Here is a 24,518-nt window from a genome sequence, read left to right as displayed (position 1 = left end):
GTACCTGCCCCGCGACGGGCGTTCCGCCTCAGGCGAAGGAGCGCTCCGCCGTGTCGACGACGTTGGCCAGGAGCATCGCGCGCGTCATGGGTCCGACCCCGCCCGGGTTGGGCGAGAGCCAGCCCGCGACCTCGGCGACGCCCGGGTCGACGTCGCCGCGCAGGCGCGCCTTCCCGGTCTCGGGCTCGACGACGCGGCTCACGCCGACGTCGAGCACAACGGCTCCTCGCTTGACGTGCGCGGGCTTGACGAAGCCCGCGACGCCGGCGGCCGCGACGATGACGTCGGCGCCCTGCAGGTGCGCGGCGAGGTCGACCGTCCCCGTGTGCGTGAGGGTCACCGTCGCGTTGATCTCGCGGCGCGTCAGGAGCAGGCCGATCGAGCGGCCCACCGTGGTGCCACGGCCGACCACGACGACGTCCTTGCCCGCGAGGTCGATGCCGTGCCGGCGCACGAGCTCGATGATCCCGGCGGGCGTGCACGGCAGCGGCGAGGTGACGGCCTCGTTGACGCGCAGCACGAGACGACCGAGGTTGGTCGGGTGCAGGCCGTCTGCGTCCTTGGCGGGGTCGATCCGCTCGAGCACCGCGTTCGTGTCGACGCCCCGCGGCAGCGGGAGCTGCACGATGTAGCCCGTGCACGCCGGGTCGGCGTTGAGGCGGTCGATCGCCGCCTCGACGTCGGCCTGCGTCGCGTCGGCGGGCAGGTCCTCGCGGATCGACTCGATGCCGACCTCGGCGCAGTCGCGGTGCTTGCCCGCGACGTACGACACGGACCCGGGGTCCTCGCCCACGAGGATCGTCCCCAGTCCCGGGACGACGCCGCGGTCGCGCAGCGCGGCGACGCGCGAACGCAGCTCGGACTTGATGGTGGCGGCGGTGGCCTTGCCGTCGAGGATCTGCGCGGTCACTGCTGCAGCTCCGGGTAGAGCGGGAAGTCGGCCGTGAGCGCCTCGACGCGGCGGCGCAGGGACTCGACGTCGGCCGCCGCGCCCTCGCGCAGCGTGGTCGCGATGATCTCCGCGACCTCGGTGAACTCGGCGTCGCCGAAGCCGCGCGTCGCGAGCGCGGGCGTGCCGATCCGCAGGCCGGACGTGACGCGCGGGGGCCGCGGGTCGAACGGCACGGCGTTGCGGTTCACGGTGATGCCGACCTCGTGGAGGAGGTCCTCGGCCTGCTGGCCGTCGAGCGCGCTGTGGCGCAGGTCGACGAGCACGAGGTGGACGTCGGTGCCGCCGGTGAGGACGGACACGCCGGCCTCGGCGACGTCGGCCTGGGCGAGGCGGTCGGCGATGATGCTCGCGCCGCGCAGCGTGCGCTCCTGGCGGTCCTTGAAGTCGTCCGTCGCGGCGATCTTGAACGACACGGCCTTGGCGGCGACGACGTGCATGAGCGGGCCGCCCTGCTGGCCCGGGAACACGGCGGAGTCGATCTTCTTCGCGTACTCCTCCTTGCTCAGGATGAAGCCGGAGCGCGGACCGCCGATCGTCTTGTGCACCGTGGAGGACACGACGTCCGCGAACGGCACCGGGGACGGGTGCAGGCCCGCGGCGACGAGGCCCGCGAAGTGCGCCATGTCGACCCACAGCTTGGCGCCGACCTCGTCCGCGATCTCGCGGAAGGCGGCGAAGTCGAGGTGGCGGGGGTACGCGGACCAGCCGCCGATGATGACGTCGGGGCGCGTCTCGAGCGCCTGCTTGCGCACCTCGTCCATCTCGATGCGGTACGACTGCGGGTCCACGCCGTACGCCGCGACGTCGTAGAGCTTGCCGGAGAAGTTGATCTTCATGCCGTGCGTGAGGTGGCCGCCGTGGGCCAGCTCGAGGCCGAGGATCTTGTCGCCCTTGTTGATGAGGGCGTGCAGCACGGCGGCGTTCGCGGTGGCACCGGAGTGCGGCTGGACGTTCGCGTGCTCGGCGCCGAAGAGCGCCTTGGCGCGGGCGATCGCGAGGTTCTCGGCGATGTCGACCTGCTCGCAGCCGCCGTAGTACCGGCGGCCCGGGTAGCCCTCCGCGTACTTGTTGGTGAGGACCGAGCCCTGCGCCTGCAGGACGGCGCGCGGGACGAAGTTCTCGGACGCGATCATCTCGAGCGTGTCGCGCTGGCGCGCGAGCTCGCCGTCGAGGACCGCGGCGATCTCCGGGTCGAGCTCGGCGAGCGGGGTGTTCAGGACGTTCTGCGACGGGCGGTCAACGGGCTGGGCGCTCATGGCGTCTCCTCGCGGTCTGGGCAGCGGTGTCGTCGGTGGAGAGGCTGGACGGTTTGCCGGTGGGTGGTCCCGGTCCGCAACCGGGTACGCACCCACGACGGGGTGACCCGGGGCCCAGGCGAACGACCCGTCGTCTGCACAGCGTGCCGCTCCCCGGTGGTGATCCACCATCCCCGCTCGAACGGCAGGGTGCGCCAGTCGCGACGCGCACGATCCTAACCCACACCCCGGGCCGCCGGTCGAGCGGTCAGGCGTCCTGCTGCTCCTGGGTGGCGGCGTCCTCGCGCACCTCGGCCGCGCCGAGGATGCGGCGCAGGTACGTGTACGTGAGGTCGCCGGCGGCCTTGTCGTACTGCTCCTCGTACCCGTGCTTCGTGTACATCGCGAGGTTCTGCTTCGAGTCCTTGCCGGTGAAGACCCAGATCTCCGTCGTCTGCTCGGGCAGGTACGGCAGCACCTCGAAGAGCATCTGGGTACCGATGCCGCGGCCCTGCATGTCCGGGGCGACGGCGAGCCGGCCGAGCGTCGCCCGGCTCTCCTCGATCTCGACCCGGACCGATCCGACGAGGCGGTGGCCGAGCCACGCGCCGATCGTCACGACGTCCTCGCGTGCGAGGTCGTCGCGCAGCTCGTGCAGGGTCTGCGTCAGCGGGGGGATGTTCGGGTCGCCGTACAGCTGCGCCTCGGTGACGAACGCCGCCCGGCGCAGGGTCAGGAGCTCACCGGCCTCGGCGTCGGCGACGAGGCGGGTCGTGATCTGCGCGTCGTTCATGGGTTCATCGTGTCAGACGTGGGCGCGTCGCACGGCCCCTGTCCGGGTGATGTCCGTGCGCGACGTCCGCGGGGAGGACGACGACGGCCTGCGCCCGAGGGCGCGGCTACCCTCTGAGGGGTGTCCACGACAAGCCCCCCGGTCTCCGGCGCCACCGCCGCCTCCGACCCGACGCACTGGGTCCTCACGCTCTCCTGCCCGGACGGTCCGGGGATCGTGCACGCCGTCGCGGGGGCGCTCGCCGGGCTCGGGGGCAACATCACCGAGTCGCAGCAGTTCGGCGACCCGCTGTCGGGGCTGTTCTTCATGCGCGTGCAGGTCGAGGCCGCCGTCCCCCGCGGCGCCCTCACCGACGCGCTCGCTCCCGTGCTCGAGCGGTTCGGCATGGCCTGGGAGCTCGACGTCGTCGGGCGCCGGGTGCGCACGCTCCTCATGGTCTCGAAGGCGCCGCACTGCCTCGTGGACCTGCTGTACCGCGAGCGGTCCCAGGCGATGCCGATCGAGGTCGTGGGCGTCGTCGGGAACCACACGGACCTGGAGGACATCGCGACGTTCTACGGCAAGCCGTTCCACCACGTCCCCGTGACCCGGGAGACGAAGGCCGACGCGGAGTCGCGGCTGCGCGAGCTCGTGCACCAGCTCGACGTGGAGCTCGTCGTGCTCGCGCGCTACATGCAGATCCTCTCGGACGACCTGTGCCGCGAGATGCCCGGGCGGATCGTCAACATCCACCACTCGTTCCTGCCGAGCTTCAAGGGTGCGCGCCCTTACGCCCAGGCGCACGACCGCGGCGTGAAGCTCATCGGAGCGACGTCGCACTACGTGACGGGCGACCTCGACGAGGGCCCGATCATCGAGCAGGACGTCGCGCGCGTCGACCACTCGCGTCGGGTCGAGGACCTCGTCGCGATCGGCGAGGACGTCGAGCGGCAGACGCTCGCACGAGCGGTCAGGTGGCACGCCGAGCATCGTGTGCTGCTCGACGGCCACCGGACCGTCGTCTTCCGCTGAGCACTTCACGACCGAGGACGCCGGGCACGCGGCGAGACCCCGCCACGTCCTCCGTGGCGGGGTCTCGCGGTGGGTGCGGGGATCAGGCCCCGGACGTCACTGCTCGGTGAGCGGAGCCAGGGTCGGGTCGTTCGCGTAGACCTCGGCAGCGTTCTCCTGCGTCACGATCTGCGGCTCGAGCAGGAAGGCCGGGACGACCTTCACGCCGTTGTCGTAGGACTCGGTGTCGTTGACCTCGAAGTCCTCGCCCTGCTGCGCGAGATCGACCTGGTTGATCGTCTCGGCGACGAGCTCACGCGTGTCCTTGTAGATCGTCGAGTACTGCTCGCCCGCGACGATCGACTTGACGGACTCGACCTCGGAGTCCTGGCCGGTGATGACCGGGGTCTCCAGGCCGGCCTGCGTCGCCGACGTGAGGGCGGCGCGAGCCAGCGTGTCGTTCGGCGAGAGGACGCCGTGCAGCTCGGTGCCGTCGCTGTAGCTGCCGGACAGGATCGTGTCCATGCGGTTCTGCGCGTTCTCGGCCTCCCAGCCCTGCGTGGAGGTCTCCTGCTGCGTGACCTGGCCGGAGACGACCGTGAGCGTCCCGTCGTCGATCTTCGGCTGCAGGATGCTCATGGCACCCTCGAAGAACGGCTTGGAGTTCGCGTCGTCGGGCGAACCCGAGATGAGCTCGATGTTGTACGGGCCCTCACCCTTGCGCTCGGCGAGACCGTCCAGCAGGGCCTGACCCTGCAGCTCGCCGACCTTGAAGTTGTCGAACGCGACGTAGAGGTCCACGGCCTCCGTGTTCTTCACGAGCCGGTCGTACGCGATGACCTTGACGCCCTGGTCCGCGGCGGCCTCGAGCTGGCTACCCAGCTGCGAGCCGTCGATCGCGCCGACCACGATGACCTTGGCGCCCTGCTGAACCATCGCCTGGATCTGGTTCTGCTGCTCCGAGACGCCACCGTTGGCGAACTGCACGAGCGGCTCGTAGCCGGCCTCGGTCAGGCCGTCGTTGAACAGCTCCTCGGCGAGGACCCAGTTCTCCGAGGTCTTCTGCGGGAGTGCGACACCGATCGTCGCGCCCTCCTCGAAGCCTGCCGCCGCCTCGGCGCCGCCGGTCTCGGAGTCCGAGCCCCCGCGGCCGTTGTCCTCGGAGGAGCAGCCCGAGAGGACGAGGGCGCTCGCGGCGCTCAGCGCCAGGAGCGCCGTGGTGAGCTTCTTCATGGGTTCCACTTTCTGGTTGGGCACCCTTCGTCGGGTGCATGTGGTGGAGGAAAGTCGTGGAGCGGTCCGGCGAACGCCGGGTCTGTCAGCCCTTCGCCGCGGTCGCGCCCTCGGCGACGGGCACCTCCGGCTGCGGGTCGTCCGCGCCGGGGACCGAACCGGTGCCCTTGTCGCGGCGGTTCGGGAAGATGAGCGCGATGATCGACGGCCGGCCCTGCACCTTGTTGTAGACGTCGAAGGCGACGGCGGCGAGGAGCACGAGGCCCTTGATGATCTGGGTCATGTCGGACCCGACACCCATGAGCTGCAGGCCGTTGTTGAGCACCGCCATCACGAGACCACCGATGACGGAGCCGACGACGGTGCCGACACCGCCGGAGACCGCCGCCCCACCGATGAAGACGGCGGCGATCGCGTCGAGCTCCCACATGTTGCCGTCCGACGGACCGGAGGCGGTGGCGCGGCCGATGAAGATCATGCCCGCGACCGCCGCGAGGATCGACATGTTCATCATGACGAAGAAGTTCGTCCGCCGGATGTTGACGCCCGAGAGCGCCGCGGCGGCCCGGTTGCCGCCGACCGCGTAGACGTGCCGGCCGGTGATCGTCCGCGCTGCCACGAAGTGGTAGACGATGACGAGCACCGCGAGGATCACGCCGGCGACGGGGAAGGAGGTCCCGTACCGGCCGCTGCCGAAGAGGTAGGTCAGGTAGCCGATCACCGCGGCTGCGACGAGCACGCGGACGACGAGCACCCCGACGGGCGAGACCTCGAGGCCCAGGCGACGTGCGCTCGCGCGACGGCGGAGCTCGGACCAGACGACGGACGCGATCGCGAGGATGCCGAGGACGAGCGTCCAGTTGTTCATGCCCGTGTTCGGCCCCCACTCGGGCAGGTAGCCCGCGCCCATGGTCCGGAACTGCTCGGGGACGGGGACCGAGTTCGAGTCGCCGATGAGCTGGTTCAGGCCGCGGAACAGCATCATCCCGGCGAGCGTGGTGATGAACCCCGGGATGCCGACGTAGGCGACCCAGAACCCCTGCCACGCACCGATGACGGCGCCGACGCCGAGCCCGAGCAGGATCCCGGCCCACCAGGGCAGGCCCCAGTCCCGCATCGCCAGCGCGACGATGATCCCGGTCACGGCGGCGACCGACCCGACGGAGAGGTCGATGTGCCCCGCGATGATCACGAGGACCATGCCGATCGCCAGCACGAGGATGTACGAGTTCCCGATGATGACGTTCTGCGCGTTGGTGGGGGTCAGGACGTTCCCGCCTGTCCGCCAGTGGAAGAAGAAGATCAGCACGACGAGCGCGATGACCATGCTGTACTGCCGCAGGCCGCCGCCCGCCAGCTGCTTGAATGACGACATCGTCGGTGCTTCCTTCTGTGTCTTCGTCGGTCTGGTTGTCGTCGGTCTGGTCGAGGTGCCCGTGGTCATGCCGCGGTCCCCGTCATGAGTCGCATGAGACCCTCCTGGGTCGCCTCGGCGCCGGGTACCTCACCGGTCACGCGACCCTCGAAGACCGTGTAGATGCGGTCGCAGATCCCGAGGAGCTCGGGGAGCTCGGAGGAGATCACGACGACGCCCTTGCCCGAGTCCGCGAGCTGCTGGATCAGGTGGTAGATCTCGTACTTCGCGCCCACGTCGATCCCTCGGGTGGGCTCGTCGAGGATGAGGAGCTCCGGCTCGGTGAACATCCACTTCGCGAGCAGCACCTTCTGCTGGTTGCCGCCCGAGAGCTTGACGACGCCTTCCCTGACGGTCGGGGCCTTGACTCCCAGGGACTTCCGGTACCCCTCGGCGGCCAGGTAGGCCTCGCCCTCGTTGATGCTCCCGCGCTGGGTCACGCGTGGCAGGTTCGCGGAGATCACGGTGTCCTGGATCGTGTCCAGGAGGTTCAGGCCGAGCGACTTGCGGTCCTCGGGCACGTAGGCGATGCCGTGCTTGACCGCGGACAGCACGGTCGGCATCGCCACGGCCTTGCCGTCGATCCGGACCGAGCCGGAGAGGAAGCGGCCGTAGGAACGGCCGAAGATCGAGCGTGCGAGCTCGGTGCGACCTGCACCCATGATCCCGGCGAAACCGACGATCTCGCCGCGGCGGACGTGGAAGCTCGAGCGGTTGCACACGAGCCGGCCGGGGACCTCCGGATGCTCCACGGTCCAGTCCTCGACCTCGAAGAAGGTCTCGCCGATCTGCGGGCTGTGCTCGGGGAACCGCGACTCCAGCGAGCGTCCGACCATGCCGCGGATGATGCGGTCCTCGTCGACCCCGCCCGCCTTGACGTCGAGCGTCTCGACGGAGCGGCCGTCGCGGATGATCGTGATGGCGTCCGCGATCTCCTCGATCTCGTTGAGCTTGTGCGAGATCATGATGCTGGTCAGGCCGTGGTCGCGCAGACCGCGCAGGAGGTCGAGCAGGTGCTCGGAGTCGTTCTCGTTGAGCGCCGACGTGGGCTCGTCGAGGATGAGCAGGCGGACGTCCTTGGCGAGCGCTCGAGCGATCTCGACGAGCTGCTGGTGGCCGACGCCGATGTTCTTGATCAGCGTGTCGGGCGACTCGCGGAGCCCCACCCGCGCGAGGAGCTCCTGCGAGCGACGACGCGCCTCGGCCCAGTCGAGCCCGAACCGGCCGCGCACCTCGTTGCCGAGGAAGATGTTCTCGGTGATCGACAGCTCCGGGATGAGCGCGAGCTCCTGGTGGATGATGACGATCCCGGCGCTCTCGCTCGAGCGGATGTCCTTGAACTGGACCTCCTCGCCCTCGTAGTGGATCTCGCCCGCGTACGACCCGTGCGGGTACACGCCCGAGAGCACCTTCATGAGCGTCGACTTGCCCGCGCCGTTCTCGCCGCAGATCGCGTGGATCTCTCCCGCGCGCACCGTGAGCGACACCTCGTCGAGCGCCTTGACGCCCGGGAACTCCTTGGTGATGGACCTCATCTCGAGGATCACGTCGCCGTCCGCCATCGGACTCCTCCCGCCAGTCGTCGCGGCGCTCCTGCGCACCGCGAGCCCGGACTTCTCGTGCTGTCCGAGCCGGAGCGACGCTAATCCTGGCGGCTCCTTGGCGTCAACTCCTGAACTCAAGGATCCAGGAAACGTGACCAAACAGCGATGTTCGCGGACGAGGGCGGGTCGGATGTGAGCGCGAACACACCGGGACCGCTCCCCCGTGAACACATCGTGAACACGAGGCGCGGAGCTCGCGGCCAGCCGGACGGTGCCCGAGGGAGAGCCCTGGCGAGGCGACCAGGGCTCTCCCTCGACGTCAGGAGCAGCTCAGCGGCTCGTAGGGAGCGGCGAAGGTCGAGGTGACCTCGTCGCCGTCGACCGTCGCCGTCGCGGTGACGGTCGCCTCGCCCGCCTCGAGCACCGTCGCGCGCACCGCGAACGACTGGTAGGCGTTCTTGCCCGGCGCGACGTCCGCGAGGGTCTTCCCGCCGAACGGCGTGCGGAGCGTGACGTCCACCGGCACGGCGCCGTCGTTCGCCGCGCGCACCGCGACGTACGCCTTGCCCGCGAGGCAGCGCCCCGTGGCCTCGACCGTGACGGGCAGACCGTCCGCCGCCTGGGGGTCCACGAGCACCGCGACGGTCCGGGCCGGCACGGTGACCGTCCCGGTCTCCGTGTCCCACGTCGTCTCGCGCACGACGGCGTCGCTCCCGTTCTGCTGGACGGGCGAGAGCACGTAGTCACGTCCGGCGAGCGCCCCGACGGTGTGCGTGACCGGCTCGGGCGAGGCGTTGAACACGGCGAGCAGCCCGTCGAGCGCCGGGTCGGCGTCGGCGCCGACGAGGTCGTCGACCGACATGACGATCACGCCGGGCTCCTGGTCCGTGCCCGCGTCGGGGAACGTGACCTTCTCGCGGATCGCGTCGGCGTCGCCGAGGCGGAACAGGTCGGTCGAGTGCCGCAGGCGCAGCAGGTCGCGTGCCTGTGCCGAGGCCGTCGCGATGTCCTCCGGCGACGGCTTGAGCGCCGGGTCCGCGAGGAGCGGTGCCATGAGCGGCCACTTGTCCTCGTTGTCGGCGGCCATCGGCAGACCCTTGCCGAACCCGTTGTCCTGGCCGGACCAGTCGATCGCGTTGAACCAGTCGCCCGAGTCGTAGCTGTTGCGGTCGAGCGACTTCGAGCGGAGCAGGTCGGTGCCCGCGTGCCAGAACGACGGTGTCTGCGACAGCGCCGCGGTGGCGAGCGAGACGGTGTTCATCCGCACGCGCTCGTCCATCGGCGTGTCCGCCGGCAGCTTGAGCGTGAGCAGGTCGAAGAGCGTCTCGTTGTCGTGCGCGTCGACGTACGTGACGACCTCCTCCGGCGAGTCGGCGTAGCCCGCCGGGGCCCCGCGGTAGTCGAGCTCGTCGCCGCGCTGCTCCTCGCCCGTCGACGTGACGAACGTGTAGTCGCGCAGGTTGCCCGCGAGGCCGAGCCGCACGAGGTCGGTCTCGTGACCGAGCGTGGCGAGCTCGTCGTCGGACCCGTCGTTGACCGTCCCGGGCTCCCCCGCGCGGGCGGGCTGCCCGTTGGGGTCGGTCCAGAGGCCGGTGCCGAAACCCTGGGTGAACGTCGTCGCGCCGTCGACGGGCGACCCGCCGTGCACCGCGTCGCGCAGGCGGTCGGAGAACGTCCCGATGCCGGTGCCGCCGAGCTGTCCCTGCGTGGCCTGCTCGAACAGCGCGTTCCCCGCGACCTCGCCGAAGTCCCAGCCCTCGCCGTACAGGTACACGGACTCGCCGTCGACACCGTCCTCGGCGAGCGTCAGCTCGTCGAGCGCGGCGCGCACGTCGAGCATGTTCTGCTTCGAGTGGTGGCCCATGAGGTCGAAGCGGAACCCGTCGACCTTGTAGTCGCGGGCCCACGTGACGACCGAGTCGACCATGAGCTTGCCGGCCATCGCGTGCTCGGTGGCGACGTTCTGGCAGCACGTGCTCGTCTCGACCGCGCCCGACGTCGGGTCGAGCCGGTGGTAGTAGCCCGGCACGACCTTGTCGAGCACGGACTTCTCGGCCTGCCCGCTCGCCGCCGTGTGGTTGAACACCTGGTCGAGCACCACCTGGAGGCCCGCGTCGTGCAGCCCGCCGACCATGGTGCGGAACTCCGCGACGCGCGCGCCGCCGTCGGCGTCCACCGCGTACGACCCCTCGGGTGCCGAGAAGTGCCACGGGTCGTAGCCCCAGTTGAACCCGTCGGTGGCCTGGACCGCCGTGACCGCGGCCTGCTGCTCGGTCGAGTCGGGCGCGAACCCGCTGAGGTCACCGGTGGTGGCCTGGGCCGCACGGTCCTCGGGGATGCTCGCGATGTCGAACGTCGGCAGCAGGTGCACCGTCGTGAGGCCCGCGTCCGCGAGCTCGCGCAGGTGTGTCATGCCGTCCGAGTCCTCCTCGGCGAACGCGAGGTAGGTCCCGCGTTCCTCGGCCGGGACGGTCTCGTCCGCGATCGAGAAGTCCCGCACGTGCAGCTCGTAGATCGTCTGGTCGACGGCGCGCTCCACGACCGGCGCGGGAGTTCCCTCCCAGGTGCTCGGGCGGAACGCCGGGTCGTCGAGGTCGACGGCCACCGAGTGCGTCGAGTCGAGCGTGAGGCCGACCGAGTACGGGTCGGTCACGACGTTGGCCTCGACCTTCCCCGTGCTCGGGACGTAGACCTGCACCTCGTAGAGGTAGCGGGCACCCTTCCAGCCGACGGCTGCGCCGCCGAGCTTCTTGGCCGCGTCCTTGCCGTCGAGCGTCCACGTGCCGTCGGACTGGCGCGTGGTCGCGAACCGCTCGGGCTCGTCGTCGAGCGACGCGCCCGCGGGCCAGGCGAGGAGCGTGACCTCCTGGGCCGTCGGCGCCCAGAGCGCGAACGCCGCCCACTTGCCGTTGGCGTGCCACGTGAGGCCGAGCTCGCGGTCGGCAGCGTCCTCGGCGAAGAGGTCGTCGACCACGCCCGGGATCTGCACCCCGGTCGCCGCCGTGAGCGTCTCGCCGTCGGTGCGGGTCACGAGGAGCTGCCCGCGGAGCGCCGCCTCGACCGCGTCGCGCGCGACCGGCTCGCCGTCCGCATCCGTCACGTGCAGCGCGGTGTACGCCGCGAGCGCCGGGAAGTCGGCAGCAACCTCGTCGGGCAAGCCCGCGGGCCCGCCACCCGGGTCCACCTCGAGGGTGTACGACGTCGCGCCCTCCGGCGCGTCCACCGCACCGTCCGCGACGGTCAGCCCGCCCTCGGGTGCGGCCCACAGCGTGAACCCGTCGCCCGTGCCGAGGTCGCCCGGCCAGGCCAGGAGTCCCTCGCGCACCCAGTGGGCGGCCTGCTGGCCGGTCCCGGGCAGCGGGGGGTTCTCGACGCCGATCTCGAGCACGTGCGTCTCGAGGTCGTACGTGAAGGTCACCGTCTCGCCGTCACCGACCGAGAACTGGTAGTTCGCGCCGTCGGGCGCGCCGCCGACACCGTAGTTCTCCGCCCAGCTCAGGCCGTGCGCGACCTTGCCCTCGTACGCGCCCGCGGCGAGGTCGTCCGTCGACCACGTGTACGTCCCGTCGCCGTCGGGGTCCTTGAGCCACGTCGCGAGGCAGTCGGGCGCCCACGAGCCGGGGCAGCCGACCTGGTCCTGGAACGACCCCGCGAGCGTGACGATCGGACCCTGGGCGGTGCTCGAGAAGTCCTTGCTCACCGGGTCCCAGTAGAACGTCACCGGCCCGCCCTCGGTCGTGTACGTCGCGTTGCCGCCGCCCGGCTCACCGCCGACGCCGTAGTTCACGGTCCACGACCCGTTGATCGCGACCTTGTACTCGTACGTGCCCGCGGGGACGTCGAACGTGCCCGCGTACACGCCGTCGGCACGCTCGGTCAGCTTCGCCGCCTCGCAGCCCGGCGCCCAGTCGCCGGCGCAGCCCATCTCGGAGTTGTGGCTCCCGGGCACGGTCACGAGGTCGATCTCAGGCTCGGGCTCCTCGGAGACCGTGCCGCTCACGTCCACGCCGACGCTCGCGAACGTCGACGCGGCGGCGCGGTCGCCGTCGGCGTCGGTCGTCACGGCGCGGTACTCGACGAGCGTGCCCTCGGGCAGCCCCGTCACGTCGTGGAAGACGCGCGGCGTCGTGTCCTCGGCGGTCCCCAGCGGCGTCCACTCCGAAGCGCCCACCTCGCGCCACGCGAACGACGTCTCGGCCCACGCGTCGGCGTCGACCGTCGCGGCGACCGGAGCGACCCCGGTCAGCGCGGCTCCCGCGGCCGGGACGGTCACGGCGATGTCGCCGGACGAGTCTGCGCCGACCTGGCGGTCCGCGCGGAGCACGACGGCGGACGTGGCCGGGACGGTGAGCGTCACCGTGCCCTCGGCGTCGGCCGTGACGGGCACCTCGCCCGGACCAGCCCCCTCGCCGTAGAGCACCTCGTACGAGGCGCCCGGCGTGAGGGTGGCGAACGTCGCCGAGCGCTCCTCCGCCGCGTTGTTCAGCGCGACGAGGTGCTCGATCCTCTCGTCGCGGTCGACGCGGCTGAAGGCGTAGACGCCGGCGCCGTTCGTGACGTGGCGCTCGACCTGGGCGCCGGTCGCGAGCGCCGGGTGGCTCTCGCGCAGCGCGGCGAGCGACGCGATGTGCTCGTAGAGCGGCGCGTCGGTGCCGTAGCGGTCGACGCTGCCCGCCTGCTCGCCCGTGACCAGCGGCTGGTCGGCGTACTCGGCGACCTGCGTCGCGAAGAGGGTCTGGCGCGCGTCCTTGTCGCCGCCCGTGCCCGCGAAGCCCTGCTCGTCGCCGTAGTAGACGACCGGCTGGCCGCGCGTGAGGTACATGAGCTCGTGCGCGAGCTCGTCCCGCGCGAGCGGGTCGTCCGTCGAGGCGAGCATGTACCCGACACGACCCATGTCGTGGTTGCCGAGGAAGGTCGGGAGCGCGCTCGCCGACGAGTCGGGCGTCGTGTACAGGTCGTCGCTCGCGAAGAGCGACGCGAGACCCTTGGCACTGTTGCCGCTCGCGAAGCTTGTCGCCGCGGACTGGAACGTGAAGTCGAGCGTCGAGCTCATGTCGGTGCGCCGCACGTACGGCGACAGCTTCGCGGCGTCGGCGTCGTAGACCTCGCCGAACATGAAGAAGTCGTCCTTGCCCTGCGCGTGCGCGTAGTCGAGGACCTCGGTGGTCCAGGTCTCCCAGAACTCGAAGTTCACGTGCTTGACGGTGTCGATCCGGAAGCCGTCGATGCCGAGGTCGATCCAGTCCTGGTAGACGTCGACGAAGCCGTCGACGACCGTCGGGTGCTCGGTCATGAGGTCGTCGAGTCCGTCGAAGTCGCCATACGTGACAGACTCCCCCGTCCACGTCGAGTTCCCGCGGTTGTGGTAGAGCGTCGGGTCGTTGAGCCACGACGGGACCTTGACGTCCTCCTTGCCCGCGGGCACCAACGGCGTGTAGGGGAACGACGTCGCGGGGTCGAGCGTCGGGAAGCCGTCGGTCCCCGCGTACGTGGCCGGGTCGAAGACGTTCCCCGCGGCGTCCCGGTACGGCGACGTCGCCTGGTCGACGTACGAGTACTGCTTCTCCTCGTAGTCGACGACGTCGGCGGTGTGGTTGGTGATGATGTCGAAGTAGACCTTGATCCCGCGGTCGTGCGCCTCGTCGATGAGCGCCTCGAGCTCGGCGTTGGTGCCGAGGTGGGGGTCGATCTGCGTGAAGTCGGTGATCCAGTACCCGTGGTACCCGGCCGAGGCGTTCGCACCCTCGCCCTGGACCGGCTGGTTCTTGAAGGACGGCGTGAGCCAGATCGCCGTCGTGCCGAGCCCTTCGACGTAGTCGAGGTTCTCGCGCAGGCCCGCGATGTCGCCGCCCTGGTAGAAGCCCTTGTTCGTCGGGTCGAACCCGGACACCAGCGGCTCGTCGCCGAGGCCCGCCGTGTCGTTCGACGGGTCACCGTTGGCGAACCGGTCGGTCATGACGAAGTAGAAGCGCTCGTCCGACCCGGGCTGGCGCACGGGCGGGACGACGAGCGCGGCGTCCTGCGCGTCGTCGTACTCCTCTGCGAGACCGAGGGGGGTCAGGGCGATGCGCTGCGTCGCGTCGTCGAACGTCACGCGCACGCGCGTGTCGCCCCCGAGCACGAGCGGGGCGTTGTCCTGGCCGCCGTCGCGCCCGTACGCCTCGTCCCAGGCGTCGTCCATGGCGACCTTGTACTGCCACGTCCCGGCGGGGACGTCGAACTCGGCCGCCCAGACGCCGGGCGTCTCCGTCGGCGCGAGATCGGTCGCGGCGCACGCGGGATCCCAGTCGGCCGCGCAGCCGAGCTCGGACTGGAGGTCGCCCACGAGGGCGGCGGTGCGGTCGGCGCCAGCCGCAGGGGCGGCCAGCGCGGCGACGGTGAGCCCGGCGAACGTCGAGGTCGCCAGCGCGAGCGCGGTGACCGACGCGGTCGCACGTGACGCGCGAGGCCGGGAGGAGCGGGGTGACGCGGTCGGCCACGGTGGGCGACGACGCGGCGTGGAGGTCATGAAGGACTCCCTCGTCCGAAGAGGTTCGTGCGGAAACCACGCGAGGAGCACGCTCGGACGACGGGACCAGCAGCGGACGACGTCGGCCGAGCCAGGCGCTTCTCAGCGTACGGCTGGCCCGACTGTACTGCTTGCAGAAAGTTGCAGCAAGGGTGTCGCGACGGCCGCCGAGGTCGCGGACCGCTTCCGGGCTGGTCAGTGACGGGTGGGGAGGAGACCATGTGTCGGTGACCGTGCTGTGGCGGCAGGCCCGCGAGTCGTTCTGGTTCTACCCGGCCCTGCTCTCGACCGGTGCCGTGATCCTGGCGGAGGTGCTCGTCACCGTGGACCGGTCGCTCGCGAACGACTCGTTCGACGACGTCGCCCTGCTGTCCAGCCTCAGCGCGAGCGGCAGCCGCGCGCTCCTGACAGCGATCGCGACCTCGGTCCTGACGGTGACCGGTACGACCTTCTCCATCACGATCTCCGTGCTGGCGACCACGACGTCGACGTACGGCCCGCGCCTGGTGCGCAACTTCATGAGCGACCGTGGCAACCAGCTCGTGCTCGGCGTCTTCACCGCCTCGTTCCTGTACTCGCTGGTCGTCCTGCGCTCCGTGCGCAGCGAGACCGACGACGGCGACGCGTTCGTGCCGACCCTCGCCGTGAACGGCGCGATGCTCCTCGCCGTCCTGAGCGTCGCCCTGCTCGTGTACTTCATCCATCACATCGCGAGCTCCGTGCAGGTCTCGACGCTGCAGCACCGGCTGCGCATCGAGCTGTCGGCCGTGGTCGACCTGCTCGCACCGGCACGGTACGCGGACGGAGCAGCCGCCCCGGAGACCATCGACCCGGAGCGGCTCCCGCCCGTGCGCGACGTCGTCGTGGCCGCCGGCACCGGCTACGTCCAAGAGCTCCACCTCGACCGGCTCGTGCGGCTCGCCGAGGCGTCCGGCGGGCTGGCGGAGTGCGTCGTCGCTCCCGGGGACCACGTCGTCGCGGGCGAGGTCGTCGCCCGCCTGCGCGGCGACGACGACGCCTGGGCGGACGAGAAGGGCGACGAGGTCCGCGCCGCCGTGACGCTCGGGGACGAGCGGACACCGCACCAGGACGTCGCGTTCGCGGTGCAGCAGCTCACCGACATGGCGGTGCGTGCCCTGTCCCCCGGGACGAACGACCCGTAAACCGCGGCCGGCGCGTTCGACGCGCTCGGTGACGGGCTCGTCACGCTCGTGTCCCGGCCGCCCCTGGCGCCCGGGCGCACGGATGCGGACGGGCGCCTGCGCGTCGTCGTCCCGTGGCCGCTGGCCGAAGATCTGATCGGCGCGGTCGTCGTCGCGATCCGCACGTACGCCACCGGGGCGCCCGTGGCTCTCGACGCGGCGCAGCGCCTGGCCGGACGGCTCGCCCGTGCCGCGGACCGGCCTGCACCCAGGGCCCGGCTGCGCGACGAGCTCGAGGCGCTGCGCCCCGCGGTCGCCGCCTCGCCCGTGCACGAACGGGACCGCGACCTCGCGCTGCACCGCATCGACCACGTGCTCACCAGCCTCGCCTGAGCACCGCGGCACCGAAGCGCAGAGCCGAGGGTGACGCGTCAGCCCGCGAGATGCCCCCATCGCGCAGCGAGGTCGCTCCACGGTCCGACGTCGGCCACCTCGCCGTCCTCCAGCACCACGACGCGGTCCGCCCGCGCGAGCGCCGCGCGCTTCGACGTCGCGCCGATCACCGTGGTGCCGCGCTCCCGCAGCGACGTCCACAGCTCGATCTCCGTCGCGGCGTCGAGCGCGCTGGAGACGTCGTCCGCGAGGAGGAGCTCGGTCTCCGTCGCGAGCGCGCGTGCGAGCGCGAGGCGCTGCACCTGCCCTCCCGACAGCCGGACGCCGCGGTGCCCCACGAGCGCCTCGTGCCCGCCGGCCTCGACGACGTCCTGCTCCAGGCGTGCTGCGGCGACGGGCCCGTGCACGTCGCGCTCGTGACCGAGCCGGACGTTGTCGGCGAACGTCCCGGAGAGCACGCGCGGCACCTGCGCGACGTGCGCGACCTGGCCGGGTCGCAGGAAGGTCTGGGCGTCGACGACGTCGGTGCCGTTCCACCGGATCGCACCGGTGTGCTCCATGAGGCCCGCGAGGGCGGAGAGCAGGCTCGACTTGCCGGAACCGACCTGGCCCAGGAGCAGCACCAGCTCACCGCGCCGCACCGACAGGTCGACGTCCTGGACGCCGATCGTGCCGTCGTCGTGCAGGGCCGTCATGCCGGCGAGGTCGAGGTGCTCCAGCGTCTGTCGGGGCCCCGGCGCGGGCGCCGGGGCGGCGCCGCTGAGCAGGTCGACGCCGGGCGGCAGGTCCATGAGGTCGGCCCCGGCCGCGAACCTGCTCGTCACCTGCTGCCACGAGCGCGTCCCCGGCGCCTCGGTCACGACCGCGCCGGCGACGACGCCGAACCAGCCGAACCCGTTCACGGCGTTCGCGACCAGCAGCGCCGTGGCGAGGTCCCACGTCCCCGTGAGGAGCCCTCCCCACGCCGCGACGACGCCGAGCTGGATCATGACGAGGGGTACGCCGTCGAGCGCGGCCTGGACGCGGTGCTCGAAGACCGCGGCCCGGACCCGACCGGCGTCGACGTCGTGCAGGTGGGCGTGCACGTGCGGCGTGCGGGCGGCGAGCTTGACGGTGCGCGCGGAGTCGAGCGCGGAGACCAGCGCCCGGCCGAACCGTGCGCGCGCGGCCGACGACCGCGTGGCCGACCGCCCGGCGATCGGTCGTCCGAGCGCCGAGGCCGCGGCGGAGACGACCATCACCGCCAGGAGCACCGCCCCGGCGAGCCAGGAGCCGCTGAGGAGCGCGGTGGCGCCCGCGATGAGGAGGCCGTTGACCAGGTCCACCCACCGGTCGGCATACCGGGCGAAACGGTCGGCGTCCATCGCGCGTGCGACGACCTCGCCCGGCGGGGAGGCCGGGAGCCGGTGCTGCCTGGTCTGGCCCGACATGACGGCCAGTCGCACGCGGAGCAGCACCTCGATCCACCAGCGCGGGTAGACGTACACGGCCCGTGCGAGGCACAGCGGGGCGACGACGAGGAGGACCGCGAACGGTACGAGCAGCGCGACGGGGAAGCCGTCGTCGAGCCCCTGGACGGCGTGTCCCCAGAGGAACCCGGTGATCGCGCCCTGTGCCGAGAAGAGGCTCGCCACCAGGAACAGCACTGCCCCGACCACGCCCCAGGCGGGCCGGACGAACAGCGCGTGGAGGATGCCGCGCGCGAGGCTCGGTCCGTCCCCTGGATCGGTGAGCTCCGGGGGCGTCCCGCGCCGTCGCCGTCCACCGACGGACTCCGACGGTGCCACCGCCTCGCCCGCGGCGGGACCGCTCGTCGTCGACGCGTCCGCCGACCCGGCCTGCTCGGCGGGCACGTCGTCGAGGAGGCGCTCACCGGGCCCCGCCTGGGCCACGCTCGCCTCCAGCAGGGTGCGGTACGGGCCCTGGACTCGCGCGAGCTCGGCCCGTGCGCCCTGCTGGACGACGCGGCCGTGGTCGAGCACCACGACGAGGTCCGCACGCTCGATGGTGGACAGCCGGTGCGCGACGAGGACGCCCGTGCGCGCGGCGAGCAGACGCTCCGACGCCGCGACGACCCGCGCCTCGGTCAGCGGGTCCATGCGCGCCGTCGCCTCGTCGAGCACGACCACCTGCACATCGCGCACGAGCAGCCGGGCGAAGGCGACGAGCTGCTCCTCCCCTGCCGAGAGGGACGTGCCGCCCGGTCCCAGCAGCGTGTCGAGCCCGTCGGGCAGACCGGCCACCCAGTCGTCGAGCCGGAGCTCACGCACCGCGGCCTCGACGTCGTCGCGCGGCACGTCCGCGAAGAGGGCGATGTTCTCCGCGAGCGTGCCCGCGAGGATCTCGGTGCGCTGGGTGACCACGCCGACCGCGGCGCGCAGCGCCTGCAGGTCGAGGTCACGGACGTCCGCACCCCCGACGAGCACCGAACCGCGCGGCGGCTCGACCGCCCGGGACAGGAGCGACGCGAGCGTCGACTTGCCCGACCCCGTCCGGCCCACGAGCGCGACCGTCTCCCCGGCCGGGACGCGCAGACTCACCCCGTCGAGGGCGAACGTGCCCTCGGCGTACGAGAAGTGCAGGTCGCGCAGCTCGATGCCGACCGGCCCCTCGGGCACGTCGCGCCCGCCCGTCGGCTCCGGCGGGACGGCGAGCATCTGCCGGATCCGCGCGAGCGCCCCGAGACCTTCCTGGATGTCCGGGAGGTGGTGCACGAGGTTGTCCGTCTGCCCGACGAACATCGCCGTGACGAGGAACAGCGTGACGAGCTGGTCGACGGCCAGGTCGCCGTCCGCGGCGAGCGCCGCGCCGGCCACGGCGGTGCCGGCCAGCAACGACGCCAGCACGAGACCGGCGCGACGGACCATGCGGGACTCGACCGTCAGCACGGCCTCGAACGTCCGGTGCACGGCGGCGGAGAGCGCGGCCAGCCGTCGGACGGCGAACGACTGACCGAGGCTGGTCCGCAGGTCGTCGCGCGCGGCGACGGCCTCCTCGAACGCCGCGGCGTGGTCCGTCCAGGCGGCCTCCTCGATCACCTTGCGGCGGGAGATCTCACCGAGCATCGGCCGCACGAGCAACCAGGCGAGCAGCCCGAGCAGCGGGAAGAGGAGCCAGGCGGGCCACCAGGTCAGGCCGGCGACGACCCACATGGGGACCACGCCGACGAGCGTGCGGCCCGCGCCCCAGAGCTGGCGTCGCACGAGGGTTCCGACGGCGTGCGTGTCGTCGTCGACCCGGTCCAGCACCTCGCCCACGGCCTGCTCGGTCAGGGTGTCCAGCGGCTGGTGCAGCGCCGCGGTCAGCAGATCGCCGCGCAGCGTCCCCTCCGCGCGGTCGACGACACCGGCCCACACGACCTGTCCGGCCGTGTCGAGCAGCGCGGCGCCGACGATGCACACCGCGAGGAGCTGCAGCGTCGCCGTGGCCGGGTCCTCGGCGATCCACCCCGCCACGACGGTCCCCAGCGCGGCCCCGACCGCGCCCAGGGTGAGCGCGACCAGCGCGACGACGGCCTGAGGCCCGCGCAGTCGGCGCCAGCCCAGCTGGCGAGACGGGTCGACGTCCGTGCGCGCGGGCGCGGACAGAGGGGTCTCGCCGGGTTCCGTCGGCTGGCCGGTGGAGGCAGGTGCGTCGATCATGGCTCGTCGACCTTACGGTCCGGGTGCGACACCGGCGCAGGGAATTACGACGCCGAGGGCCGGACGGACCCTCGGCGTCGCCGGACGCTCCGCGTGTCAGACCAGCCCGAGCTCCGAGACGGCCTGCCGCTCCTCCTGGAGCTCCGCGACCGATGCGTCGATCCGACCCCGCGAGAAGTCGGAGACCTCCAGGCCCTGCACGATCTCCCACGCTCCGCCGCGCGAGACCACGGGGAACGACGAGATGAGACCGGCCGGGACGCCGTACGAGCCGTCCGAGACCACCCCCGCGCTCGTCCAGTCACCCTCGGGCGTGCCGAGCACCCAGTCGTGCACGTGGTCGATCGCCGCGTTCGCCGCCGAGGCCGCCGACGACGCACCGCGCGCGTCGATGATCGCCGCACCGCGCTTGGCGACCGTCGGGATGAACTCCTGCTGGAGCCAGGCCTGGTCCTCGGCGAGCTGCGCACCGGGCGCGCCCGCGACGTCGGCGTGGAAGAGGTCCGGGTACTGCGTCGCGGAGTGGTTGCCCCAGATCGTCACCTTGCGGACCTCGGAGACGGGCACCCCGGCGCGCTTCGCGACCTGCGTCAGCGCGCGGTTGTGGTCCAGTCGCGTCATCGCGGTGAAGCGGTCCTTCGGCACGTCGGGCGCGTTCGACGCCGCGATGAGCGCGTTGGTGTTCGCCGGGTTCCCCACGACGAGCACGCGCACGTCGTCCGCCGCGCCCGCGTTGATCGCCTGGCCCTGGGGCTTGAAGATCCCGCCGTTCGCCTCGAGCAGGTCGCCACGCTCCATGCCCGGGCCGCGCGGGCGCGCACCGACGAGCAGCGCGACGTTCGTGCCCTCGAAGGCCGCCGTCGGGTCGTCGAAGATGTCGATCCCGGCGAGCAGCGGGAACGCGCAGTCGTCGAGCTCCATCGCGGTGCCCTCGGCCGCCTTGACGCCCTGCGGGATCTCCAGGAGGCGCAGGCGCACGGGGGTGTCGGGGCCGAGCATCTGGCCCGACGCGATGCGGAACAGCAGCGCGTAACCGATCTGACCGGCCGCGCCGGTCACCGTCACGTTCACGGGGGAAGTCATGCGCTCACTCTCCCACAACGCACCCGGGGGTTCCGTCCGGCGCATGGTCGGGCTGGGTGGCCGGGGCGGCTTGCGTGCGGGGCCGACGGCGCGTGTGGGCTTGGGTGGCCGGGGCGGCTTGCGTGCGGGGCCGACGGCGCGTGTGGGCTTGGGTGGCCGGGTCGGCTTGCGTGCTCGGGCTGCCGCGCCGTCGCCCTGGTCTCTCTGCTCGCCCCTGAGGAGCGCGGCTCTGACGCCCTTCGCACGCAACCCGCCCCGTCCGGCGTCGTCCCACCCTGGTCACCGGTTCCGTTTGCGCCCGACCCACCTGTCCGGCGTCGTGCCGTGTCAGCGCATGACGGCCCCGTCGACCGGTGCCGTGCTGACAGCTTTCGCGGCCCACAAGTCGTCAGCGTTCCGAGGCCCGATGGACCGGCCAGGTGCTAACAACTTCCGTGGCGTTGCCCGACGGCGGCCACGCGGCTCGCGTGGTGACCTCGCCGCGGAGCGGGGCCGGAGAGGAGGAGGGCGCGGGTCGTGGTGGGTCTGGCGGGAGCAGGCGAGGAACGAGCCTGCGGATGGTAGACCCGCGCCCTCCTCCTCGGAGAGCCCCGCGAAAGGCGACCAGGACGACGAACGGCGACGCTCCCCGGAAGGGAGCGTCGCCGTCGAGACGCGTGCAGGGCGGGTCAGCCCAGGCGCGCCTTGAGGTTCTCGTCGAGCGCGGCGAGGAAGTCCTCGGTCGTGAGCCACGCCTGGTCCGGGCCGACGAGGAGCGCGAGGTCCTTCGTCATCTGGCCGGACTCGACGGTCTTGACGACGACGTCCTCGAGCGTCTGCGCGAACTCGGTGACCTCGGGGGTGCCGTCGAGCTTGCCGCGGTGCATGAGGCCGCGGGTCCACGCGAAGATCGACGCGATGGGGTTGGTCGACGTCGGCTTGCCCTGCTGGTGCTGGCGGTAGTGACGCGTCACGGTGCCGTGCGCGGCCTCGGCCTCGACGGTCTGGCCGTCGGGCGTCATGAGGACGGACGTCATGAGGCCGAGCGAGCCGAAGCCCTGCGCGACGGTGTCGGACTGGACGTCGCCGTCGTAGTTCTTGCAGGCCCAGACGTAGCCGCCCTCCCACTTCATGGCCGAGGCGACCATGTCGTCGATGAGGCGGTGCTCGTACGTGAGGCCGGCGGCTGCGAACTGCTCGGCGAACTCGGCGTCGAAGACCTCCTGGAACAGGTCCTTGAACTGGCCGTCGTAGGCCTTGAGGATCGTGTTCTTCGTGGAGAGGTACACGGGGTAGCTGCGCTGGAGGCCGTACGCGAACGAGGCGCGCGCGAAGTCGCGGATCGACTCGTTGAAGTTGTACATGCCCATCGCGACGCCGCCCTCCTCGGGCATCGTCACGACGTCGAACTTCTGCGGCTCGGAGCCGTCGGCCGGCTCGAACGTCATCGTGATCTTGCCGGCGCCCGGGACCTTGAAGTTCGTCGACTTGTACTGGTCGCCGTGGGCGTGACGGCCGATGATGATCGGCTTGTTCCAGCCCGGCACGAGGCGCGGGATGTTGGAGATGATGATCGGCTCGCGGAAGACGACGCCGCCGAGGATGTTGCGGATGGTCCCGTTCGGGGAGACCCACATCTTCTTGAGGCCGAACTCCTCGACGCGCGCCTCGTCCGGCGTGATCGTCGCGCACTTGACGCCGACGTTGTACTGCTTGATCGCGTTCGCCGCGTCGATCGTCACCTGGTCGTCGGTGGCGTCGCGGTTCTGGATCGAGAGGTCGAAGTACTTCAGGTCGACGTCGAGGTACGGGTGGATGAGGCGGTCCTTGATGAACTGCCAGATGATGCGCGTCATCTCGTCGCCGTCGAGCTCGACGACCGGGTTGACGACCTTGATCTTGCCCATGCGCAGATCGCTCCAACTGTCGGGGACTGGTGCCCCCGGACCGGACGGCCACCTGACGGGTCCGTCGAGGACCGTCGGTCGGTTGTCCGTCGCACGCGAGGGCGTTTGCTGACCGCCGTCCAGGATACTCGACTTCTCGATATCAAGATACTTTGCCCGACGGCCGAGCCGGCGGGCGAGAGGGCCGGCGAGAGGGCCGGCGTACGACCGACAGCACGTCCGAGCACCGACCCGACCTGTCCCGCCCACTGAGACACCGGCCGCCTCTCAGCCCTCTCCTGGCCGATCTCCACCCGATGTCCTGGTAACGGTGGCAGGATGCGCACAGATGCCGGATTCTGCCCGGCATCGTGCCGTCATCCCGACTCCGACAAGACAGGAACATCATGTCCCAGGACACCACCGCTCCCGGTTCAACGGGCGGACCCGTCGTCGAGGACGTCACCGTCGAGCGGACCGAGTCCGTCGCGGTCGTCCAGCCCGGCCTCCTCGCGCGCCTCGGCGCCGAGGTCTTCGGCACGTTCTTCCTCGTCCTCGCGATCGTCGGCGTGGCGATGTGGGCCCGGTTCTTCAACGGCAACCTCGTGCTCTCCGTCGCGTTCGCCGGCGGCGTCGCGCTGCTCGCCTCGATCGCCGCGGTCGGTCACGTCTCGGGCGGGCACTTCAACCCGGCCGTGACGCTCGGTGCCGCGATCGGTGGCCGGACGGCGTGGCGCGACGTGCTCCCCTACTGGCTGGCCCAGGTCGTCGGTGCCGTGCTCGCCGGTCTCGTGCTCCTCGCGACGATCCCGCGGTCCTCGCTCGAGGTGCTGCAGCAGAACACCCTCATCGACGAGGCGACGACGGCGGCGCTCTTCCGCACGACCGCCAACGGCTTCGACGCGCACTCCCCCCTGACGTCCACGTTCGCCGCGGCCGGCGTCGAGGTGACGGTCGGCCTCGCTGCTGCCCTGCTCGTGGAGGTCGTCACGACCGCCGTGCTCGTCGGCGTCATCCTCGGCGTCACGGACAACCGCACGCGCAGCACGGTCGCCCCGATCGCGATCGGTCTCGCTCTCGCGGCACTCCTCCTCATCGCGGCGCCGTTCACCAACGCCTCGCTCAACCCTGCTCGCTCGACCGTCTCGGCCGTGTTCGGCGGCGACTGGGCGCTGAGCCAGCTCTGGCTGTTCTGGGTCGCCCCGCTCCTCGGTGCGGCGATCGCCGGCCTGTTCTACCGCGCCTTCGCGTTCGCTCCGGCGCAGGACGACCTCCTCGGCGAGGACCAGCTCGTGACGACCGAGGAGACCGACGTCGAGCCCCTCGCGGCGCCCACCGGCACCACGGCAGGCGTCACCACCGGTGCGGCCGTCGGAGGCGCGACGTCGTCGCCGGCCACGGACGACGCGGCGACGACCGTCCCGTCCGTCTCCGAGCCGGCGACCGCCGCACCCGCGGCGACCGCTCCGACGGCAGCCGCTCCCGAGGCCACCGAGCGCTCCGAGGTGGTCGACGAGGTCGAGAACCCGCAGACCGGCCGCCCCGCGGCCGAGGGTGACGACGACACCCCGGCCCCGAAGCACTGACACCCGGCACGACGACGCGGGGCCCGGTCCGTTGCGACGGACCGGGCCCCGCGTGCGTGGGGAACCCTTGCGCCGCGGGTCCGACCGTCGCATCTCCTGCCCAGGCCCACGCCGTCGGCCGTCCTCACCCCTTCGGTCA

12 protein-coding genes, 1 pseudogene and 1 riboswitch are annotated in these 24,518 nt (G+C 71.8%); of the genes and pseudogenes, 3 read left to right on the top strand and 10 right to left on the bottom strand.

The window, feature by feature from the left end:
• Nucleotides 1-28: 28 nt before the first annotated feature.
• The 3 genes from AC4H2G_RS01900 to AC4H2G_RS01890 all read right to left on the bottom strand — a co-directional run bounded on the left by AC4H2G_RS01900 (nt 29) and on the right by AC4H2G_RS01890 (nt 2,980).
• On the bottom strand, nt 29-910 hold the full coding sequence (locus AC4H2G_RS01900) for a bifunctional methylenetetrahydrofolate dehydrogenase/methenyltetrahydrofolate cyclohydrolase (RefSeq protein ID WP_494364054.1): 882 nt from the start codon (nt 908-910) through the stop codon (nt 29-31).
• Complete coding sequence (glyA, locus tag AC4H2G_RS01895) at nt 907-2,208, bottom strand: serine hydroxymethyltransferase (RefSeq protein ID WP_494364053.1); 1,302 nt, start codon at nt 2,206-2,208, stop codon at nt 907-909. Before glyA ends, AC4H2G_RS01900 begins: the two co-directional genes overlap by 4 nt.
• Before the next feature lie 105 nt (nt 2,209-2,313).
• Nucleotides 2,314-2,420, bottom strand: a riboswitch (ZMP/ZTP riboswitch).
• A 35-nt stretch (nt 2,421-2,455) separates the two neighbouring features.
• Nucleotides 2,456-2,980 carry a GNAT family N-acetyltransferase gene (locus tag AC4H2G_RS01890; protein WP_494364052.1) on the bottom strand — a complete coding sequence of 175 codons (525 nt, stop codon included), beginning with the start codon at nt 2,978-2,980 and terminating at the stop codon, nt 2,456-2,458.
• Nucleotides 2,981-3,100: 120 nt separating this feature from the next.
• Here AC4H2G_RS01890 and purU point away from each other — a divergent pair, with 120 nt between their 5' ends.
• Nucleotides 3,101-3,991, top strand: a complete 891-nt coding sequence (purU, locus tag AC4H2G_RS01885) for a formyltetrahydrofolate deformylase (protein ID WP_494364051.1) — start codon at nt 3,101-3,103, stop codon at nt 3,989-3,991.
• Nucleotides 3,992-4,087: 96 nt separating this feature from the next.
• Here purU and AC4H2G_RS01880 read toward each other — a convergent pair whose 3' ends face one another.
• The 4 genes from AC4H2G_RS01880 to pulA all read right to left on the bottom strand — a co-directional run bounded on the left by AC4H2G_RS01880 (nt 4,088) and on the right by pulA (nt 14,669).
• Nucleotides 4,088-5,203 carry a substrate-binding domain-containing protein gene (locus AC4H2G_RS01880; protein WP_494364050.1) on the bottom strand — a complete coding sequence of 372 codons (1,116 nt, stop codon included), beginning with the start codon at nt 5,201-5,203 and terminating at the stop codon, nt 4,088-4,090.
• A gap of 85 nt (nt 5,204-5,288) precedes the next feature.
• Nucleotides 5,289-6,578, bottom strand: a complete 1,290-nt coding sequence (gene mmsB, locus AC4H2G_RS01875; RefSeq protein WP_494364049.1) for a multiple monosaccharide ABC transporter permease — start codon at nt 6,576-6,578, stop codon at nt 5,289-5,291.
• 65 nt (nt 6,579-6,643) lie between these two features.
• A complete protein-coding gene (mmsA, locus tag AC4H2G_RS01870; protein WP_494364048.1) occupies nt 6,644-8,179 on the bottom strand; it encodes a multiple monosaccharide ABC transporter ATP-binding protein in 1,536 nt (511 codons plus the stop codon).
• 301 nt (nt 8,180-8,480) lie between these two features.
• Nucleotides 8,481-14,669, bottom strand: coding sequence for a pullulanase-type alpha-1,6-glucosidase (gene pulA / locus AC4H2G_RS01865; RefSeq protein WP_494364047.1), 6,189 nt, complete (start codon nt 14,667-14,669; stop codon nt 8,481-8,483).
• 152 nt (nt 14,670-14,821) lie between these two features.
• Here pulA and AC4H2G_RS01860 point away from each other — a divergent pair.
• A pseudogene (locus AC4H2G_RS01860) lies at nt 14,822-16,204 on the top strand (DUF2254 domain-containing protein).
• A 38-nt stretch (nt 16,205-16,242) separates the two neighbouring features.
• Here the strand turns inward: AC4H2G_RS01860 and AC4H2G_RS01855 are convergent.
• From AC4H2G_RS01855 to AC4H2G_RS01845, 3 genes are all read right to left on the bottom strand, one after another.
• On the bottom strand, nt 16,243-19,845 hold the full coding sequence (locus tag AC4H2G_RS01855) for an ATP-binding cassette domain-containing protein (RefSeq protein ID WP_494364046.1): 3,603 nt from the start codon (nt 19,843-19,845) through the stop codon (nt 16,243-16,245).
• A gap of 96 nt (nt 19,846-19,941) precedes the next feature.
• The gene (locus AC4H2G_RS01850; protein WP_494364045.1) at nt 19,942-20,928 is read right to left on the bottom strand and encodes a malate dehydrogenase; all 987 of its coding nucleotides are present in this window, start codon (nt 20,926-20,928) and stop codon (nt 19,942-19,944) included.
• Between the two features lie 668 nt (nt 20,929-21,596).
• The gene (locus tag AC4H2G_RS01845; protein ID WP_494364044.1) at nt 21,597-22,814 is read right to left on the bottom strand and encodes an NADP-dependent isocitrate dehydrogenase; all 1,218 of its coding nucleotides are present in this window, start codon (nt 22,812-22,814) and stop codon (nt 21,597-21,599) included.
• Nucleotides 22,815-23,200: 386 nt separating this feature from the next.
• Between AC4H2G_RS01845 and AC4H2G_RS01840 the strand changes: the two genes are divergently transcribed.
• A complete protein-coding gene (locus AC4H2G_RS01840) occupies nt 23,201-24,379 on the top strand; it encodes an aquaporin (RefSeq protein ID WP_494364043.1) in 1,179 nt (392 codons plus the stop codon).
• The last annotated feature ends 139 nt before the right edge of the window (nt 24,380-24,518 follow it).

It is taken from the genome of Cellulosimicrobium sp. BMG9.23 (genome assembly GCF_059159985.1).
This window is presented reverse-complemented; position numbering and strand designations above follow the sequence as displayed.

Bases quoted from the DNA above. Each gene is read 5' to 3' on its own strand.
- AC4H2G_RS01840 (WP_494364043.1), top strand. From the start codon at position 23,201: ATGTCCCAGGACACCACCGCTCCCGGTTCAACGGGCGGACCCGTCGTC.
- pulA (WP_494364047.1), bottom strand. From the start codon at position 14,669: ATGACCTCCACGCCGCGTCGTCGCCCACCGTGGCCGACCGCGTCACCC.
- AC4H2G_RS01850 (WP_494364045.1), bottom strand. From the start codon at position 20,928: ATGACTTCCCCCGTGAACGTGACGGTGACCGGCGCGGCCGGTCAGATC.
- AC4H2G_RS01855 (WP_494364046.1), bottom strand. From the start codon at position 19,845: ATGATCGACGCACCTGCCTCCACCGGCCAGCCGACGGAACCCGGCGAG.
- mmsA (WP_494364048.1), bottom strand. From the start codon at position 8,179: ATGGCGGACGGCGACGTGATCCTCGAGATGAGGTCCATCACCAAGGAG.
- AC4H2G_RS01845 (WP_494364044.1), bottom strand. From the start codon at position 22,814: ATGGGCAAGATCAAGGTCGTCAACCCGGTCGTCGAGCTCGACGGCGAC.
- AC4H2G_RS01880 (WP_494364050.1), bottom strand. From the start codon at position 5,203: ATGAAGAAGCTCACCACGGCGCTCCTGGCGCTGAGCGCCGCGAGCGCC.
- glyA (WP_494364053.1), bottom strand. From the start codon at position 2,208: ATGAGCGCCCAGCCCGTTGACCGCCCGTCGCAGAACGTCCTGAACACC.
- AC4H2G_RS01890 (WP_494364052.1), bottom strand. From the start codon at position 2,980: ATGAACGACGCGCAGATCACGACCCGCCTCGTCGCCGACGCCGAGGCC.
- mmsB (WP_494364049.1), bottom strand. From the start codon at position 6,578: ATGTCGTCATTCAAGCAGCTGGCGGGCGGCGGCCTGCGGCAGTACAGC.